15 protein-coding genes are annotated in these 15,791 nt (G+C 63.1%); 3 read left to right on the top strand and 12 right to left on the bottom strand.

The annotated features are described in order from the left end of the window. Nucleotides 1–58: 58 nt before the first annotated feature. Nucleotides 59–2,458, bottom strand: a complete 2,400-nt coding sequence (locus JC607_RS04970; protein WP_198835848.1) for a transketolase — start codon at nt 2,456–2,458, stop codon at nt 59–61. A 141-nt stretch (nt 2,459–2,599) separates the two neighbouring features. Between JC607_RS04970 and JC607_RS04965 the strand changes: the two genes are divergently transcribed. Continuing rightward, nucleotides 2,600–3,073: an Lrp/AsnC family transcriptional regulator gene (locus tag JC607_RS04965; protein WP_198835847.1), complete on the top strand. Its 474-nt coding sequence runs from the start codon at nt 2,600–2,602 to the stop codon at nt 3,071–3,073. Nucleotides 3,074–3,541: 468 nt separating this feature from the next. Here the strand turns inward: JC607_RS04965 and JC607_RS04960 are convergent, their stop codons facing one another. Together JC607_RS04960 and JC607_RS04955 are read right to left on the bottom strand one after the other, a co-directional pair. Next, nucleotides 3,542–4,867, bottom strand: a complete 1,326-nt coding sequence (locus tag JC607_RS04960) for a HAMP domain-containing sensor histidine kinase (protein WP_198835846.1) — start codon at nt 4,865–4,867, stop codon at nt 3,542–3,544. After that, nucleotides 4,851–5,549 carry a response regulator transcription factor gene (locus tag JC607_RS04955; RefSeq protein WP_198835845.1) on the bottom strand — a complete coding sequence of 233 codons (699 nt, stop codon included), beginning with the start codon at nt 5,547–5,549 and terminating at the stop codon, nt 4,851–4,853. The genes JC607_RS04960 and JC607_RS04955 overlap by 17 nt, the downstream gene beginning before the upstream one ends. 303 nt (nt 5,550–5,852) lie before the next feature. Between JC607_RS04955 and JC607_RS04950 the strand changes: the two genes are divergently transcribed. Beyond that, entirely contained in the window at nt 5,853–6,146 is a 294-nt protein-coding gene (locus tag JC607_RS04950; protein ID WP_198835844.1) for a hypothetical protein, read from the top strand. A 142-nt stretch (nt 6,147–6,288) separates the two neighbouring features. Continuing rightward, nucleotides 6,289–7,599: a Hint domain-containing protein gene (locus tag JC607_RS04945; RefSeq protein ID WP_198835843.1), complete on the top strand. Its 1,311-nt coding sequence runs from the start codon at nt 6,289–6,291 to the stop codon at nt 7,597–7,599. On the opposite strand, the gene JC607_RS04940 is transcribed toward JC607_RS04945, so the two are convergent. From JC607_RS04940 to JC607_RS04900, 9 genes are read right to left on the bottom strand one after another with little or no spacing between them, the layout of a single operon-like run. After that, complete coding sequence (locus JC607_RS04940) at nt 7,583–8,482, bottom strand: hypothetical protein (protein WP_198835842.1); 900 nt, start codon at nt 8,480–8,482, stop codon at nt 7,583–7,585. The two genes, JC607_RS04945 and JC607_RS04940, sit on opposite strands and share 17 nt — an antisense overlap. A gap of 9 nt (nt 8,483–8,491) precedes the next feature. Beyond that, nucleotides 8,492–9,724, bottom strand: coding sequence for a hydantoinase/carbamoylase family amidase (locus JC607_RS04935; protein WP_198835841.1), 1,233 nt, complete (start codon nt 9,722–9,724; stop codon nt 8,492–8,494). Then, complete coding sequence (locus tag JC607_RS04930; RefSeq protein WP_198835840.1) at nt 9,721–10,599, bottom strand: alpha/beta fold hydrolase; 879 nt, start codon at nt 10,597–10,599, stop codon at nt 9,721–9,723. Before JC607_RS04930 ends, JC607_RS04935 begins: the two co-directional genes overlap by 4 nt. A 10-nt stretch (nt 10,600–10,609) precedes the next feature. Further along, entirely contained in the window at nt 10,610–11,752 is a 1,143-nt protein-coding gene (locus JC607_RS04925) for a pyridoxal phosphate-dependent aminotransferase (RefSeq protein ID WP_198835839.1), read from the bottom strand. A gap of 21 nt (nt 11,753–11,773) precedes the next feature. Next, entirely contained in the window at nt 11,774–12,751 is a 978-nt protein-coding gene (locus JC607_RS04920; protein ID WP_198835838.1) for a nucleoside hydrolase, read from the bottom strand. Beyond that, on the bottom strand, nt 12,748–13,572 hold the full coding sequence (locus tag JC607_RS04915; protein WP_198835837.1) for an energy-coupling factor ABC transporter ATP-binding protein: 825 nt from the start codon (nt 13,570–13,572) through the stop codon (nt 12,748–12,750). The genes JC607_RS04920 and JC607_RS04915 overlap by 4 nt, the downstream gene beginning before the upstream one ends. Next, nucleotides 13,569–14,432 carry an energy-coupling factor ABC transporter ATP-binding protein gene (locus JC607_RS04910; protein ID WP_198835836.1) on the bottom strand — a complete coding sequence of 288 codons (864 nt, stop codon included), beginning with the start codon at nt 14,430–14,432 and terminating at the stop codon, nt 13,569–13,571. Before JC607_RS04910 ends, JC607_RS04915 begins: the two co-directional genes overlap by 4 nt. Then, nucleotides 14,423–15,211: an energy-coupling factor transporter transmembrane protein EcfT gene (locus JC607_RS04905; protein WP_198835835.1), complete on the bottom strand. Its 789-nt coding sequence runs from the start codon at nt 15,209–15,211 to the stop codon at nt 14,423–14,425. The genes JC607_RS04910 and JC607_RS04905 overlap by 10 nt, the downstream gene beginning before the upstream one ends. 3 nt (nt 15,212–15,214) lie before the next feature. Then, nucleotides 15,215–15,787 (bottom strand): ECF transporter S component, encoded by a 573-nt coding sequence (locus tag JC607_RS04900; protein ID WP_198835834.1) that lies wholly within the window; start codon nt 15,785–15,787, stop codon nt 15,215–15,217. Nucleotides 15,788–15,791 lie beyond the last annotated feature (4 nt).

Here is a 15,791-nt window from a genome sequence, read left to right as displayed (position 1 = left end):
CGGGCCCAGGGCCGGAGCGGTGACTGTGCCCCGACCGGCCCCTCCTGTGCCTGCCTGATCAGCTGCTGATCGCGCGCAGATGCCGGACCGGCCTGCCCGGGACGAAAGCTGCCGCTGTGCGGGCGATGCTTTGGCCATCCAGCCCGTAATGCCGGTAGATTTCAGTCAGCGTGCCGGACTGGCCGAAATGCTCGACCCCGAGCGAGCGGGTCCGGTGCCCGGCAATCGCCCCAAGCCAGGCGAGCGTTGACGGATGCCCGTCAACCAGCGTGACCAGCGCGGCCTCACGCGGGACAGAGGCAAAGAGCCGCTCGACATGGGCGCGCGCATCGCGCCTGCCCTGTTCGCGCGCCCGCTGCGCCGCCGTCCAGCCTGCGTTCAGACGATCCGCCGAAGTCACCGCCAGCAGGCCGATATCGCGACGATCCTCGGACAGGAGCGCGACGGCCTCCAGCGCCTCAGGGGCAAGCGCGCCGGTAAAGGCGATCACCAGATCGGCATTCGGACCCGGCTCGCGCAGCCAGTAGCCGCCATTGACGATGCCGGCCTCCAGCTCCGGGGTCATTTCGCGCTTCGGCTGTTCGATCACCCGGGTGGAAAGCCGCATATAGACCGACCCTCCCGAGGCATCGCGCAGCCAGGTCGCCGGATCGGGATCGGCCTCGCCATCGCGCTGCATATATTCAAAGCCAAAGCGCATGATCGCGGCCAGCTCATCGGTCCAGGCTGGCTCGAAACTCGCCAGCCCGTCCTGGGCAATGCCAATCAGCGGCGTGGCGATGGACTGATGCGCGCCCCCCTCCGGCGCCAGTGTCACCCCGGAAGGGGTTGCCGCCAGCATAAAGCGCGCATCCTGGTAGCAGGCATAGTTCAGCGCATCGAGACCGCGCTGGATGAAAGGATCATAAAGCGTGCCGACCGGCAAAAGCCGCTCGCCAAAGACCGAATGCGACAGGCCAAGCGCCGAAAGCATGATAAAAAGGTTCATCTCGGCGATGCCCAGTTCCATATGCTGACCGGAAGGCGCGAAATCCCAGGTGAAGGTCGACGGAATCCGCTCCTTGCGAAAAAGATCAACCATTTCCGCGCGGGAAAACAGCTTGCGCCGGTTGACCCATGCCCCGAGATTGGTCGAGACCGTCACATCCGGAGAGGTCGTCACCACGCGGCTGGCAAAATCGCTGTCGCCTTTGGCGATCTCATGCATCAGAAGACCAAAGCCGGCCTGGGTCGACTGGGCTTCCTGCCAGGCCAGCGCGAGGCCCGCAGGCACCGGCACCGCAGGCGAGGAATAGCGCCGCCGCCCTTTCGCATTGAAGGGAACTTGGGCGAGAAAGTCGCGCAAAGCGGCCTCGGGCAGGGACAGCCCCTCGAAAGGGTCCCATTCATGCCCCGCCCTGACCTGATGCGCCTCGCGCAGCTTTTCAACCTGTCCGGGCGTCATCAGCCCGGCATGATTGTCCTTATGCCCGGCCAGCGGCAGGCCAAAACCCTTGATCGTATAGGCGATGAAACAGACCGGCCGGTCATGGCGTCTTGCATCCGCAAAAGCCTCAAGCAGCAGATCCATGTCATGGCCGCCGAGATTGGTCATCAGCCGGGCCAGATCCTCGTCGCTGCGGCGCTCGATCAGCGCCGTCACCTCACCCTGATCGCCGATATCGTCGAGAAGCTTTTTGCGCCAGGCCGCGCCGCCCTGAAAGGTCAGCGCTGAATACAGCTGGTTCGGGCAGGCGGTGATCCAGTCGCGCAAGGCCCTGCCGCCGGGTTCCGCAAAAGCCGCCTCCTGCAACCGGCCATGGCGCAGCACGACCACATCCCAGCCGAAATTGCGGAACATGCTTTCAAACCGCTCCCAGAGACCTTCACGCACCACCGCGTCAAGGCTCTGACGGTTGTAATCGACCACCCACCAGCAATTCCTGAGACCGTGCTTCCAGCCCTCCAGCAGCGCCTCAAAAATATTGCCCTCATCCATCTCGGCATCGCCGATCAGGGCGACCATCCTGCCCTCGGGCAGGGTCTTCGCCATGTCCCTGGCCTTCAGGTAATCCTGCACCAGCGAGGCGAACAGCGTCTGCGCGACGCCGAGCCCGACCGAGCCTGTCGAGAAATCCACGTCATCGGTGTCCTTGGTGCGCGAGGGATAGCTCTGCGCTCCCTTATAGGCGCGGAAATCTCTGATTTTTTCCAGACTCTGATTGCCCAGAAGATACTGGATCGCGTGGAAGACGGGGCTGGCATGGGGCTTCACCGCCACCCGGTCCTCGGGGCGCAGCACGTCAAGGTAAAGCGCGGTCATCACCGTCGCAAGCGAGGCCGAGGAGGCCTGGTGCCCGCCGATCTTCAGCCCGTCCGGATTGGGCCTGATATGATTGGCATTATGTATCATCCAGGTGGCAAGCCACAGCACTTTGCGCTCGAGTTGCGCGAGGGTTTCCCGGTGATGGGCCGGCATTCTTATTCTCCCTGTCTGTTTTTTTCAGCTTAGCGGCTTCCTTCTGGTGAAAGCAGTTAAAGTCGTTGATTTTTGGCCCCTGATTTGGCTGATATTGACGAAATCAGCGCAGGCTACAGGTGATATGTGCCAGAATTTAAAATGGATGTAATTGATCGAAAGATCCTGGCGCTCTTGCAGCAGGACGCCCATATCACGGTCGAAAAACTGAGCCAGGCGGTCGGGCTGTCGCCCTCGCCCTGTGCAAGGCGGGTCCGCAATCTGGAGGCGGCCGGGGTGATCCGGGCCTATGTCGCCATTGTCGATCAGGTGAAGGCGGGACTGCCGATCAGCGTCTTCGCCAGCGTCAAGCTGGAGCGCCAGCGAGAGGAGGATCTGGAGCGGTTTTCAGAGGCCGTGAACCGCTGGCCCGAGATCGTCGAATGCTATCTGATGACCGGGCAGCGTGACTACCTTCTGCGCATCGTGGTCCGCGATCTGGCGGATTACGAGCGCTTCCTGATGACCCGGCTGACAAAGCTGACAGGGGTGGCCTCGATCGAATCGAGCTTCGCACTTGGTCAGGTGAAACAGGCCCAGGCCCTGCCACTCGGTCAGACACCGGGCGCCTCCTGAGGGGCCGGCCTTCCGCAACGAGGCAAGCTGTTTCGCACCCCTGGTATCGTGAACGTCGGCACGATCGTCCCGGCGCTCAGATACTTCGCGATCCTCTTGTACCACAGCCCGCGGCGGCTGAACTCCTGGAACGGCTGCTTCCCGCGCAATGCTATCCCACCGGTGATGACTGATGATCCCATGCGGATCACCCCGCTGCCTCCACCGTTCACCGCGTTGGAGGAAAGTTCACATGGCTCAGTTCTCAATGGAAATCATGTGTCTGAGGAAGGTATGTGTCTGATCGGCTCAGTTCTGCCCGGAACGCAACAGCCTGGGAGATCGACCGCTCAGGGCCGAATTGCCGCGCGGCTGGCGAGGGCCGCAGGTCACTCCGCCGGTCCGTACCGATCCGGCGCCCCGCGGTGCCGCCGGTAGGTTCAGGCGCGATCCCGAGGTGGTGAGTCCAGGTCGCAGCGGCGGCACCTGTTACGAAACCAGACTGACGGGATCGCGGCCCTGGGTCAGCGGCACGGTCAGTATCACGCAAAAGCAGCCACCGGTGGCGATCCGCGCCGTACCACCCAGATTGGCCATGACCTGCCTGACGATTGAGAGGCCCAGCCCCACGCCGCTCTGGTTTTGCCGGCCTTTGCGGAAGCGCTCGAACATCAGTTCCGCGTCGCGCGGCGAGGCGGCGGCCCCTTCATCGGCGACCCGGATCTCGGCGAGATGTTTTTGCGGTGTGGTCAGTGTGACAAGCACCCGGCCCTGCCCGTGTTTCAGGGCATTGACCAGCAGGCTTCTGATCGCCTGGCGCAATTGCCCGGCTCCGTGTTCCAGGAAGATACCCTCACCCACCTCGATCTCAAGGGGACGCCCGGCCTCTTCATAGGCGGGGAGGACATCGGCCACAGCCTGGCGTATGACGCGGGCGAGGGCCAAAGGGACAGGATCCGCCTGAGGCGCCGCGCCATGATCCAGTTGCGCCAGCTCAAGCAGCTGATCCAGCAGATAGCGCATCTGATCCATGTCGCGACGTATGGCCGGCCAGTCCGGCATAGTTCCCGTCGCCGCCTTCTGGAGCCTGAGGTCAAGCACCGTCAGCGGCGTGCGCAATTCATGCGCGGCATCTGCGGTGAAGCGCCTTTCCAGCGCATAGGCTTCGGCCAGCCGGTCAAGCGCGGTATTCGCCGAAACCACCAGCGGCAGGATCTCTTCGGGCAGGGCATCAAGCGGGATGCGACGCCCGGGCGTATCCTTGCCGATGGTTCCGGCAAGCACCGCCGCCCGGCGGACCGAGGCCAGCGCCCAGCTTAAAAGCAGATAGATCGACAGCAGCGAGACGCAGGCCAGAATGCAGATGACCGTGACAGATCCTGTCATTCGCTCCCGGAAAATCTGGCACAGTTCTTCACATTCGTCCCAGTCATTGCGACCAAACACCAGCACCCTGCCCTCTCCGACCCGGCGCGCCGCCATCGTCGAAGGCAGATCCGCCGGCAGATCCTCGGGCGTCAGAAACGCCAGCGCTTCCGCCTCTGGCGGCCTGCTGGCCAACAGCGTCCCATCCTTCGCGTAAAGCGAATACCGCCAGTAGGATTCCGAGAATTTCAGCGGCAGCCGGTCAATATCCTCCGCGCCCGGGCTGTGGGGCAGCCCCGCCACCAGAATGTCGATCTGTTCCTTAAACACATGATCACGAACATCATGATCAAGATCGAACAGATAGATCCCGACATTCACGGCACCCAGCGAGAAGACCACCGCCATGACCAGGACAAGGCGCCCCCGCAGGCTATTTATCCAGCGCATCCGTGCCCCTGTCCGACAGGCGGTAGCCAAGACCCCGCAGCGTGTCGATCCGCACCCGCGCCCCGGCGGCGGCCAGCTTGCGGCGCAGGCGCGACACGATGGCTTCGATCGCATTGGGCGTTACCGGCTCTTCAAAGGAATAAAGCCGGTCCTCGATATTATCCTTAATGACAATCGCCGGCGCCACCCGGAGCATTTCCTCCATGAGGGCATATTCCTTCCGGGCCAGGTCCAGAACCGCGCCCGCCACACGCACCGAGAGGGCGGCCGGCTCGATTGTGAGATCGCCAAAACGCAGGACGTGGCTTTCCCGCAAACCCGGCCGGCGCAGGACAGCGCGCAGCCGGGCCTCCAGCTCTGACAGATCAAAGGGCTTCACCAGATAGTCATCGGCGCCGGCGTTCAGCCCCTTCACCCGGTCCTCCAGCCCGCCGCGCGCGGTCAGGAGGATCACCGGCACCTGGCGGCCGCGCTCCTCCCGGCGCAACCGCGCGAGGACCGACAGCCCATCAAGGTCGGGCAGCCCGAGATCAAGCACGACACCCCCGTAGTCAACCACATCAAGGCACGCGGCGGCGGCGGCGGCCGATCCCGCATGGTCCAGGACAAATCCCGCCCGCAAGAGATGATCCCCGATGATCAGCGCGAGGTCCTCATGGTCCTCAACAAGCAAAATCCGCACTGCTCATCCTTCCTGCTCCCGATGACGCCTCCGGCAGGCTGCGACCTGCGGCCTTAACTACCCCTCCTTGCTGATCAGAGCCTGACCAGGCCCCTGCGTCGGTGAGAAAACCCCGCGATCAGGTTCATGTCAGCCTCTTCAGCTAGTCTACCCCGACTCGGGTGCGGTTGCGAGTGAAGGCAGGAGACGCGGATGAGTTTTGAAACCTGCGCCAGCGCGCGACGTCCCTTGCTTCGTGATCTGCGGCATCGGCCATGACCCCGCAAGCTACCGTGAGTTCAATCTGCAGAAGTGGAAATATAATTGCCCAGGATCATCCCATATGCCATCGCCGCAGCAATCGCAGCCGCGCCCGCATTTTCTCAAAACGCGCATATCTTCAACAATCCCTGCGAACGCGGTCCTGTCGCACACTGGAAGCTGATCAACAATGCAAACGAAGAATTTGTCAGTTTTCTACAGCGGGTGAAACCGAATATGCCCCGGGATGTGGCCACCCATATCGCCTATGAATTATGTGATGATGTAAGCCTGGTCGGGGATACAGAGGGCCTGACGGGCCGTCTGAATATTCTTTTTAAAAAACACGGATATTGACACCCCCGCCGGAACTTTCTCTTCACGTGTAAAATATGATGTGGCCCGGGCAGACTGATCAGAGCGACACCCGGATTTTTCTCAATTTCAGCACCGTGATGTATTTTTTCGACAGATCACCCTACAACGGGCAGAGAGATCCATGACAATCATTGCACGATATGACTTTAACGAAACGGGCGGCCCTTACATTCAGGACAGCGCGCCTGATAATGGCAATCAGCTTGGATGGTTTATGGGATCATCCTATTCAGAAAACGGACGTCTGATCCTCGATGGCAAATCGGGGTTTGGCAAAATTTATACGGATGAAAGCTTTCAGCTGGGACGCGGGACGCTCGAGTTTCAGTTCTCTTCTGCTTCGCAGAACGGAATTCAGACCCTTGTCTCGCGAGACAGCATTGATAATACGGCGGGATCTTTCCGGACAGAGCTCATGCCGGATGGGACGATCCGCACCACGCACAGAAATGAAACCGACACTTTCGTTCTGGAAAGCCCGGCCGGTTTTGTCGGGGTGGGCGATGAGATCCGTGTCACCTATTCCTGGGATCAGGGCGGTGCCGGCGGGCAGGCGAACTTCGTCAATCTGACCACCGGCGCTACATTTTCAGCGCCGGTTCCCGGAGGTTTAGGGTTGGATATGGGATCCGTCAACCAGCAATGGTTCTTTGGCGCCGGGCAACAACATGTGTCGCCGGGTGGGCTGCAGAACATTGACCAGTATTTTCATGGCACATTCAGCTATGTTCAGGTCTCAGATACGGTGGACAATTGCCCCGTTGTTCCATGTTTTACGGCTGGAACGCTTATTTCAACCCCGAATGGCCGGATTCCCGTCGAGCTTCTGAAAGCAGGCGACCGGATTATAACCCGTGACCATGGCGTGCAATCATTGATTTGGGTCGGGCATCGGCATCTCGATGCAATCGACTTGTCGGCCAATCCGTCTTTACAGCCGGTTATGATCAGGAATGGTGCTCTGGGACACGGTCTGCCGGACAGGGATCTTCTGGTCAGCCCCAATCACCAGATGCTGATCTATCAACCGCGGAACCAGTTGCATTTCAGCCAGACCGAAGTCCTTGTTGCGGCAAAATTCCTGGTCAATGGCGAAACCATTCTTGCGACCCCGCAAAGTGATGTGACCTATGTTCACATCCTGTTCGGTCAGCATGAGCTGGTTCTGGCAAATGGCTCCTGGTCCGAAAGCTTCTGTCCCGGCGCTTATATTCTGGCGCATATCGGCAAAGCACAGCGCGATGAGATCGTCTCGCTGTTCCCCGAGCTTGCACAGGGCGCACCCGACCCGGGGCTCCAGCCAGCCAGGCTCTCGCTGACGCGATATGAGGCAGGTCTGATTGCGCCGGGTCCCGGCGCGACCAGGTCGCACAACATCTTTCCCATCGCAGCGAAGTTGCGTGAACAGTCACCGCTCAGGCCATCGGAGTAAGCGGCTGCAGACCGCGTGAAACCAGTTCTCGGTTCAGCATGGCCAGCGCAGGGTCTCCGATAAGGGCGCTGTGGGCGGCGACCTGATGGGCGTTGCGCAGATAATCCTCGATCTCATCCGCGATCCAGGACAGGATCCGGGCCGCGCCAGGCAGATCGGCCGCCGGCAATTGCAATTCGCCCCATCCCCCGGCCTCAAACGCCAGCAGCGCCGCATCGGGCGCGTTCATCGCCCTGTCACCGACCACCAGCAGGCGACGGCTGCGCTGCACCGCTTGCGCGGCCTCTCCCCCGGCCTCCGGCAGCACATTGTCACCTGCGGGCAGCGGCACCTCTGCCAGCGACTGGCCCGAGGCCAGAAAAGTCGCAAGCCGCCCAAGCTCCGTCTGCGGGTCATATCCGGGCAGTTCCGTGCCGATCCCGATCATCCTGAGGCCAGCAAAGCCCCGTTCGGCCAGACATTGCGCGAGGATCTCGCTCCAGACCCCCGGGCCGCGTGCAAGCTCCACCGGGCGCGGGCCGGGGCGACCGCCCCAATCGCTGCCGCTGTCGGTGACCGAGACTCCGCTGGAAGGCGAGCCATCCACGCCGAGAAACACGAGATCCGAAATGGCCCCCTCACCCGCCAGCAGATCGGCAATGCCGGTCGCGAGCGCGGTGCAGTGATTGCGATAGCCGGGCGTGTCATATTGCGCCCTGACCTGCCACCAGCGGCCACAGCCCATATAGGTCATCTCGGGACAGGGCATCTGCCGGATGGTGAAGCCTGCATCGCGCAGAAGCGCCAGAACCGGCGTCAGCGCACCCGGAACCACCTCATATTCCGCAACCTTGGCATTCTGGTTCGCGAGGCAATTCGACAAAAGGGCGATGCGTTTTGCCATGCCGCCCCCTCAGCCTGCCTCAGCGATCACGAGATCCGCCAGAACCTGCGCCCCGGCGCTGGCATGAGCAGGTTCGATGCTTTCCGCCGGATCGTGACTGATCCCGCCATGGCAGGGAATGAAAATCATCGCCGAGGGGCACAGGCCAGCCAGATGCCTGGCATCATGCCCCGCCGCCGAGGCAATGTCGCGTGAGGCGTAACCGTGGCGGGCAGCCGAGGCCCGGATTGCCCCGCGCAGCCCGGGATCAAAGAGGTTCGAGGGCGCATGGACCAGCACTTCGACCGAAGCGATACAGGGCGCGGCCTCGCTCACCACCGCCGCACGCATCTGCGCTGCGACCCGGTCGAGGGTGTCATTGGAGGGGTGGCGCAAATCGATGCGGTACCGCAACTCACCCGCGATGACCGAGGGGGCATTGGGGCTGACCTCGACCCGGCCTATGGTAAAGCGGATTTCCGGCCCGGCGCCCCGCGCGATCGCCTGCTGCGCGAGTGCGGCGCGGGCGAAGGCCATGACTGCATCGCGGCGCCCCGCCATCGGCTCGGTCCCGGCATGGCCGCGCGCGCCGGTGAGGCAGACCTCCATCGTCACCTTGCCCTGGATGCCGGCGACCGCGCCGATCACCTGCCGGCCGCGTTCCAGCTCGGGCCCCTGTTCGATATGCGGCTCGATATAGCAATGCGGGGTGAAGGGCGCGCGCAGCGGCAGATCGGGGAATGCCCGGTGGAGCCGGTCGATCTCGGCCCCGCAGGTCACGGCGTCGCTGTCCTGCGCTGTCCGGATCGCGCCGATGTCGCGCATCCCGGTGAAAAACTCTGACCCCATCATGCCGGGGGCGAACCGGCCACCCTCTTCATTCATCCAGGCCACCAGGGTCACATCGCGCAAAGGCCGGTGCCCGGCATCCACCAGCGAATGGATCACCTCAAATCCGGCGAGAACACCGTAAATCCCGTCGAACCGCCCGCCGGTTGGCTGGCTGTCCATATGCGACCCGATCAGCACCGGGGCGAGGCTGCGGTCGCGCCCCGGCAAGGTCAGGAACAGGTTCGCCGCTGCATCTGTCGCAGGTTCCAGCCCGAGCGCCCGCGCCTCAGCCAGAAACCAGGCCCAGGCCTCGTGCTCCTGGTCTGTCAGGGCCTGACGGTTGACGCCGCCCTCGCCAAAGCCGCCAATCTCCGCCAGCGCCATCAGCCCCTGCCAGAGCCTTTCGCCGTTAATCGCGAGGGTGGTTGTCATGTTGTGCGCATCACCTGGCCCGGATCGGCGCGCGGGTCGCGCGGTTTCCAGGCCCCGGCCTCAACCTGGGCGAAGAACTCGGCCAGGAGCTGGTTGAACAGCTCCGGCTCTTCCAGGTTCAGCGTGTGGCCGGTCTTCGGCAGCACCGCAAGACCGCAGGCGGGAATGGTTTTCTTCAGGAAAATCCCGGTCTGCAGGCAGTGATCATCCTCGTCACCGGTCATCACCAGCGCAGGCACCTGCAGCTGCGCGAATTCCGCCTCGAGATCATAGAGCGAGGGGCGCCGCGCCTGAACACCGCGCATCGTCAGCCCGGCGCCTTTGTCGTCATGGCGCGCAAGGCGTTCTGCAAACTCCGCCCAGCCCCGCGGATCCTTGTTCTGAAACTGCACCCGGCTGGCGCCAAGCGCGTAGATTTTCGAGAACTCCTTCGCGCCCTTCGTTTCGAAATTCTCGGCGACAGACAGCGAGACACCGCGGAAATAGTCCTCAAACGCCTTTTCCGCGCCATAGCCGGTGCCGGCAATGACCAGCGACAAGGCCCGCTCCGGCGCGATCAGGCCGAAATGTGCGGCGGCGAAACCGCCCATCGACAGCCCGACGATATGGGCCTTTTCGATCCCCAGACCGTCCAGCACCGCCACCGCATCTTCGGCCGCGATCCGCTGTGAATAGCTGTCGATACCATCGGGAATATCTGACGGATGATAGCCCCGCGCCGCATAGGTGATGCAGCGATACCGGCGCGAGAAGCGGCGCATCTGCGGCTCCCAGGCGTCGAAATTGCCGCCGAATTCATGGATGAAGAGGATCGGCAACCCCACGCCCGCCTCTTCGGCATATAGGTTCACGCCATCTTTTGCGGTGACAAACATCGGACCCTCCTCAGAACAATGCGGGCACATCGGTCAGGCTGCGGGCCCGCACCAGCATATCCGGAAGCAGGTCGCAGAAGCGCCGCGACCAGGCCTCGGGCACCGTGGTCGAGACCTTGATGAAACTGTCGCCAAAGCGGGCGGTGTGGTATTTGCCCTGGCGGATCATCACGCCTTCAAGGCGGAAGGCCTCGACAATGGCTTCGGGGGTGATGCCGGTCGCTTCGGTGCCGATGCAGAGGAAATTCGCCTGGGACGGCCAGACGAGGATCTCAAGGCCCGGGATCCCGGCGACGGTGTCGCGGATCATCTCCTGGTTCCTGCGGTTCACGCTGAGGACGGTCTGCATCCATTCCGCCTTGACCGAAAGCCCGGCCTCGGCGCCGCGCTGCGCCACCACGCCTGCGCCAAGGATCGAGCTGGAAAACCCGGCGCATTCCGCGATCAGATCCGGCGCACCGACCAGCGCGCCGATCCGCATACCCGCAAGCCCCAGCCATTTCGAGAAGCTGGTCGAACAGACCGCATTGACCGGGTCAAGCCGCATCGCCGGCACATGGTTTTCCGCGAAATCGCGATAGGTGCAGTCATGCACCAGCAGCGCGCCGACCGATTTCGCAATCCCGATGAAATCACCGATCTCGGTCTCGGAATAGGTGGTGCCCAGCGGGTTGTTCGGATCGACCAGATAGATCAGCTGCGTGCGGTCATCGACGCTGGCGCGGAGCGCATCTGCGGTCAGCTTATACTGCGTCGCCGGGCCGAAAATCGGCAGTTCCACCACTTCGGCGCCCATCTGGGTCGCGAACATCCCCGGCCATTTCCAGGTCGGATCGGTGGTCACAAAGGTCTGGCCGGGACGCATCTTTGCCCGCACAAGCGTGCCAAGCGCATTGACGCCGCCCTCGGTCACCAGAGCGCTTCCCTCAACGCCCAGATCTTTCACGATGGCGGCGCGCAGGCTCTCGAAACCCAAAGGCGGCGCATAGGCATTATATTCGCCCCTGTCGATCGAGGCCTTCATCGCTGCCGTCACGGCGGGATGGGCCGGGATGTGGTTGGTGTTCTGCCCCATCCAGATCAGCTGATCATCCCGGCTCAGCTGGTCAAAATACTGGTTGCGCAGCTCAGGTCCGCTAAGTGTCTGTGTCATTGTCTTAAATCCTGGAAAGGGTCAGGCCAGCGCTGCAATCAGCATCGCGGCAAAGCGGTCGGTATCGGCGCGTCGGATCACGCGGGCATTGGGCGGGTCGGCATACCAGAGCTTGTCGATCAGCGCCTCTTCCGGGGTCAGGGGCGTGCAGATCGAGCTATAGGCTCGGGTGAGCTCGCCCTGGGTTTCGACATCGACGAGGCAATCAGCCGTTTCCAGCATGACCGCAGGGTCGATCAGACAGGCGCAGGTCAGGCTGTCAGGATGGGTCGAAAGCGGGCGACCATAGCGCTGCGCGGTGCGTTTGAACGGCGCCTGGCTGATGGTCATGAAGAACCTGGACAAAGGCGTGTCCATCGCCTCGATCCGGGCCAGCGCCGCATCAGGGAGCAGCCCCGATTTCATCGTCAGCGTCCAGGTCGAAAGCGTCAGCCTGAAACCTGCATTGACCACGATCTTCGCGGCCTCGGGATCGACGTAGAAATTGAACTCCGACGCCGGGGTGGTGTTGCCGAGACTGTTATCAAGACCGCCCATCACCCAGAGATGTTTCAGGTTTTTCGCGATGCGCGGCTCTTTGACATAAGCGGTCGCGATATTCGTGAGCGGCGCCTGGGCGAGGATCTCGATCTCGCCCGGGTTCGACATGATGGTGTCGATCAGGAAATCGACGGCATGGCCGGCCTCGGGGCGCTGCCGCGCCTTGGGGAAATTCGCGTCGGACATGCCATCGGCGCCGAAAAACTCGGTCGCGTCCACTGGCTTTCGCAGCATCGGCAGCGGGCAGCCGGGCCAGACCGGCACCTGCCCCGATGCGCCTGCGACCTCCAGCGTGTAAAGCGCGTTCTCGATCTGCTGTTCAAAGGGCACATTGCCGTTGCAGATGGTGATCGCCTCCAGCCGCACATGCGGCGCTTTCAGCGCGAGCAGGATCGAGAAGGCGTCATCCCCTGCGGTATCGGTGTCGATGATCAGCCGTGTCGCTGACAGCTCTGTCATGGCTTTCCTTTCCTCAGACGTTCCGCCGCCCTGTCGGCATAGGCGCGCGCGTTCAGCGCCACCTCGCCCAAACTGGCCAGCGACAGTTCAACAATGCCGGGCTGTTCCACCGAGGCACGCCGCGTTGCGGCGGCATCGGCAAAGAAATCAGCCACCGGCAGATCGGCAATCAGATGTCCCTCGGCCAGTGCGAGCACGCGCGCGGCATGGGCCGCGACGAAATCCATATCGTGACAGACCAGCAGCACCGCGCGCCCCTGCGCGGATTCGTCCCGGATGATCCGGCCCAGCCGGTCACGGTTCTCGCGGTCAAGCCCGCGCTGCGCCTCATCCAGCAGGATCAGCGCGGGGGTGCAGGCCAGGACCGAAGCCAGCGCCACGAACCGCCGCCGTGCCGCATCCAGATCAAGCGGATGGGTCGCCATCACCTCCGTCAGCCCGCAGCGGTCGGCAGCGTCGCTGATGCGGGCGCGTTCCTCTTCCGGGGTCAGACCCATCCGCGCGGGGCCGAAAGCGATCTCGCTTTCAACGCTGGCATTGAAGATCTGCTGTTCCGGCGCCTGAAACACCGTGCCGATATGGCGCGAGATTTCGGCGACTTTCATCCCGGCACTGTCGGCGCCCTGCACCAGAACCTGGCCTTCCTGCGGGCGCAGCAAGCCATTCAAAAGCCGCAGCATGGTGGATTTTCCGGCGCCATTGCGGCCCACCAGCGCCACCACCTCGCCGGGGTGGATGGCAAAACTGATATTCGAGAGCACGCGGGCATTGGAAACATAGCCAAAGCCCGCCCCCCTGAGATCAAGGATCGGCGCGCTCATTGTGAAACCCCGCTTGCCGCCAGCAAGGGACGGAGCACTGAGATGGCCGCCCCGGTGCTTTGCGGCATCGGCACCCCGGCCGGCCAGAGACCTGCGCTTTGCAGATATTCGGCCGCCAGACGGATCTCGGGCAGACCGAAGATCTCTGCGGTCCTCGGATGGGCCAGCAGCGCCGCGGCAGCGCCGTCAAAGATGATGCGGCCCGCGTCCAGCAAGACGAACCGCGCGGCCAGCCGCAGCGCTGTGGTCAGGCTGGCATCGGCCAGCACGATGGTCAGGCCCGCAGGCAGGCGTTCGATCTGATCCAGCAGCGCATCGCGCGATTCCGGGTCGAAATTGCTGGTCGGCTCATCCAGCACCAGGATCTCAGGCTGCATCGCCAGGGCCGCCGCAATGGAAAGCCGCTGTTGCTCGCCCCCTGACAGCGAAAACGGGTCCCGGTCTTTCAGCGCCTCAAGATTGCAGATGCGGATCGCATCTGAGATGCGGGCGCGGATCTCGGCTTCCGGCAGGCCCAGATTGCCAGGACCGAAGGCGATTTCATCAAACACGGTAAAGGCAAAACCCGAAAGCTGCTGCATCGGCACCTGGCCGGTGAATTGCGCAAGGCCAGGGCGGCTGGCCGCGTCATGGTCGCCGTAAGCCTTGCCCTGCACCGTCAGCCCACCGGTTTCAGCGGTCGCGGCAGCGGTCGGCAGCCAGCCCGCAATCCATTGCGCCAGCGTCGATTTCCCCGAGGCATTGGCGCCGAGAATGGCAATACGCTCCCCCGCCGCGATCTGCAGGCTGATGCCCGCCAGAACCCCGGGCCCGCCCGGCGTCCAGGAGAAATGCAGATTGTCGATTTCGATCAGTGCCAAAAGAATGCTCCGACAATCAGAAGGGGGGCGAGGCCCAGCATCACGCGGCGCGCGAGGCGCTGGCGGGGGCTGTCTTTGGGCGCGTCCAGCACCGTGCGGCGCGGGCGCGCGCGAAAGCCCCGTCCATCCAGCACCTGAGCGCGGTGGTCGATATCCGCAAGCGCCAGGGTGACCAGCGGCAGAAGAAGCGCCGGAAAGGCGCGGATCCGGGCGAAAAAACTGCCCTCAAGATCCAGACCGCGCGCCATCTGCGCCTCGCGGATGGCGCGGGCACGTTGGGTGAAAGGCTCCAGCAGCAAAAGCGGGCTGGCGATCAGATACGAGACGCCTGGTGGAAAGCCATGCGAATCCAGCGCCTTGAGGAGGGCAGACGGGTGGGTCGTGGTGACGAAAACCAAAGATCCCGACAAAAGCGCCGCGATCCGGCCAAGGATCTTGACCATATACATCAGCCCGTCATGGCTGAGATCCAGCCCGAGAAAACCAAAGCGGTTGGGGTGGTCCATGAGCATGCCATGGACCACGAAAAGCGCCAGGGCCAGCGGCCCCAGCGTGAGGGTCAGCCGCCGCAAAAAGACCGCACCGGCGCCGGCGACGGTGCCCATCAGGGTCGCGACCAGCGCGATCACGATGGTCGCCGCCGGTGGCAGCGCAAAGGCCGCCACCGCCACCAGCCCCAGCCCGGTGAGCCGTGTCAGCGGGTTGAGCCGGTGCAGCCAGCCCTCCCCCGGCACATAGAGCAGGGTTTTTTCGCGGTCTTTGTCTTTCGCGGCGGCCATGGATCAGCCCTGGCTGTAGCGGAAGAAGGGGAAGCCCGAGGTAAAGCGCGACGGCAGGCGTTTGATGATCGCCCAGGCCACCAGCACCGTCAGCACCTTGTCGCCAAGATTTTGCAACAGGTTTGCGATGCCGACCGATTCAATCAGCTTATTGCCGATGCCGACCATATAGGCGGTCAGGAAATCGGTGCCCGCGCCGGTCACGCCACCATAGACATAAACGATGATCGGGATCGCCACGATGGTCGAGAGAACCGCGATGACCACACCGGCCAGCACGGTCAGCGGGATCGCCCTGAACCAGCCGGCGCGGGCCAGCCCGCCGGCGACCAGACCGATGACGACCGAAACCGGGAAGAACCAAAGCGCGCCCGGATCAAGGATCAGACCCCAGATGACATTGGTCAGAAGCCCGGTCAGCGCTCCCGCAAAAGGCCCCGCCAGCACCGCGACCAGCACCGTGCCGATCGCGTCGATATAGATCGGCAGCTTCAGCCAGACGGCAATCTGCCCCACCACAATATTGATCACGATGGCCACCGCCATCAGGACCAGCGTTCTTGTATCAAGTTTCATCTGT

Origin of the sequence: Paracoccus sp. IB05, assembly GCF_016405985.1 — a bacterium.
Classification (GTDB): domain Bacteria; phylum Pseudomonadota; class Alphaproteobacteria; order Rhodobacterales; family Rhodobacteraceae; genus Pseudogemmobacter.
This window is presented reverse-complemented; position numbering and strand designations above follow the sequence as displayed.

Excerpts from the sequence above, each read along its gene's own strand:
- JC607_RS04925 (WP_198835839.1), bottom strand. The coding sequence starts at position 11,752 with ATGACACAGACACTTAGCGGACCTGAGCTGCGCAACCAGTATTTTGAC.
- JC607_RS04965 (WP_198835847.1), top strand. The coding sequence starts at position 2,600 with ATGGATGTAATTGATCGAAAGATCCTGGCGCTCTTGCAGCAGGACGCC.
- JC607_RS04940 (WP_198835842.1), bottom strand. The coding sequence starts at position 8,482 with ATGGCAAAACGCATCGCCCTTTTGTCGAATTGCCTCGCGAACCAGAAT.
- JC607_RS04945 (WP_198835843.1), top strand. The coding sequence starts at position 6,289 with ATGACAATCATTGCACGATATGACTTTAACGAAACGGGCGGCCCTTAC.
- JC607_RS04900 (WP_198835834.1), bottom strand. The coding sequence starts at position 15,787 with ATGAAACTTGATACAAGAACGCTGGTCCTGATGGCGGTGGCCATCGTG.
- JC607_RS04935 (WP_198835841.1), bottom strand. The coding sequence starts at position 9,724 with ATGACAACCACCCTCGCGATTAACGGCGAAAGGCTCTGGCAGGGGCTG.
- JC607_RS04930 (WP_198835840.1), bottom strand. The coding sequence starts at position 10,599 with ATGTTTGTCACCGCAAAAGATGGCGTGAACCTATATGCCGAAGAGGCG.
- JC607_RS04970 (WP_198835848.1), bottom strand. The coding sequence starts at position 2,458 with ATGCCGGCCCATCACCGGGAAACCCTCGCGCAACTCGAGCGCAAAGTG.
- JC607_RS04960 (WP_198835846.1), bottom strand. The coding sequence starts at position 4,867 with ATGCGCTGGATAAATAGCCTGCGGGGGCGCCTTGTCCTGGTCATGGCG.
- JC607_RS04920 (WP_198835838.1), bottom strand. The coding sequence starts at position 12,751 with ATGACAGAGCTGTCAGCGACACGGCTGATCATCGACACCGATACCGCA.
- JC607_RS04905 (WP_198835835.1), bottom strand. The coding sequence starts at position 15,211 with ATGGCCGCCGCGAAAGACAAAGACCGCGAAAAAACCCTGCTCTATGTG.
- JC607_RS04915 (WP_198835837.1), bottom strand. The coding sequence starts at position 13,572 with ATGAGCGCGCCGATCCTTGATCTCAGGGGGGCGGGCTTTGGCTATGTT.